The 1,136-nt window shown below is 47.5% G+C and carries 1 protein-coding gene; it reads left to right on the top strand.

Annotation, left to right across the window (positions count from 1 at the left end; translation table 11 throughout):
* A partial coding sequence (gene guaB / locus A3761_RS07220) for an IMP dehydrogenase (RefSeq protein ID WP_068750044.1) occupies positions 1 to 1,136 on the top strand: 1,136 nt, incomplete at both ends.

Raw genomic sequence — 1,136 nt, 5'->3', positions numbered from 1 at the left:
TATTCCGAAGTTCTTCCTAACGAAGTTTCTCTTAAAACTCGCCTGACGAAAGGCATCACCTTGAATGTTCCTCTGGTATCTGCCGCGATGGATACGGTGACTGAAGCTCCTTTGGCAATTGCCATGGCGCAGGAAGGTGGCATTGGTATCATTCACAAAAACATGACCGCTGAGCAGCAGGCGGCAACCGTTCGTGCTGTTAAGAAATTTGAAAGTGGTGTAGTGAAAGACCCTATTACCGTTGCTTCAAATATGACGGTACGAGAAGTGTTAGAGCTGACGGCAGCTAACAAAATTTCAGGTTTACCGGTTGTTGACGGTAAAGACTTGGTCGGTATTGTCACTGGCCGTGACATCCGCTTTGAAGGCAGTTTGGATACTAAAGTCTCAAGTATCATGACACCTAAAGATAAGCTGGTGACCGTAAAAGAAGGCGCTACTTCAGACGAAATTCGCGAGTTGCTGCATAAGCACAGAATCGAAAAAGTATTAGTGGTTAACGATAGTTTCGAACTAACCGGCCTTGTAACGGTTAAAGATATCCAAAAGTCGCAAGACTATCCAAATGCTTGTAAAGATGAAGCAGGACAGCTCAGAGTTGGTGCTGCTGTGGGTACGGGTGCTGGCACTGAAGAGCGCGTTGATGCATTGGTGCAGGCAGGTGTTGACGTGATTGTTGTCGATACGGCACACGGACACTCTAAAGGCGTTATTGACCGTGTTCGCTGGGTAAAAGAAAACTACCCGCAGGTGCAAGTGGTTGGTGGTAACATCGCAACAGCTGAAGCGGCGATAGCATTGGCTGAAGCAGGTGCAGATGCGGTTAAAGTCGGAATTGGCCCGGGCTCAATTTGTACGACACGAATTGTGGCTGGTATTGGTGTTCCTCAGGTTTCTGCGGTGGCTAATGTTAGTGCAGCTTTGAAAGAGCTTGATGTGCCTGTTATCGCTGATGGTGGTATCCGTTTCTCTGGTGATATTGCAAAAGCGATTGTAGCTGGCGCAAACAGTATTATGATCGGTAGTTTGCTAGCCGGTACTGATGAAGCCCCTGGTGAAATCGAATTATTCCAAGGTCGAAGCTATAAGGCTTATCGGGGAATGGGTTCTTTAGGAGCAATGGGCCAGTCTCAAGG

Source organism: Oleiphilus sp. HI0123, from assembly GCF_001635315.1.
The sequence above is the reverse complement of the archived record's forward strand: the minus strand, read 5'-3'. Positions and strand labels throughout refer to the sequence as shown.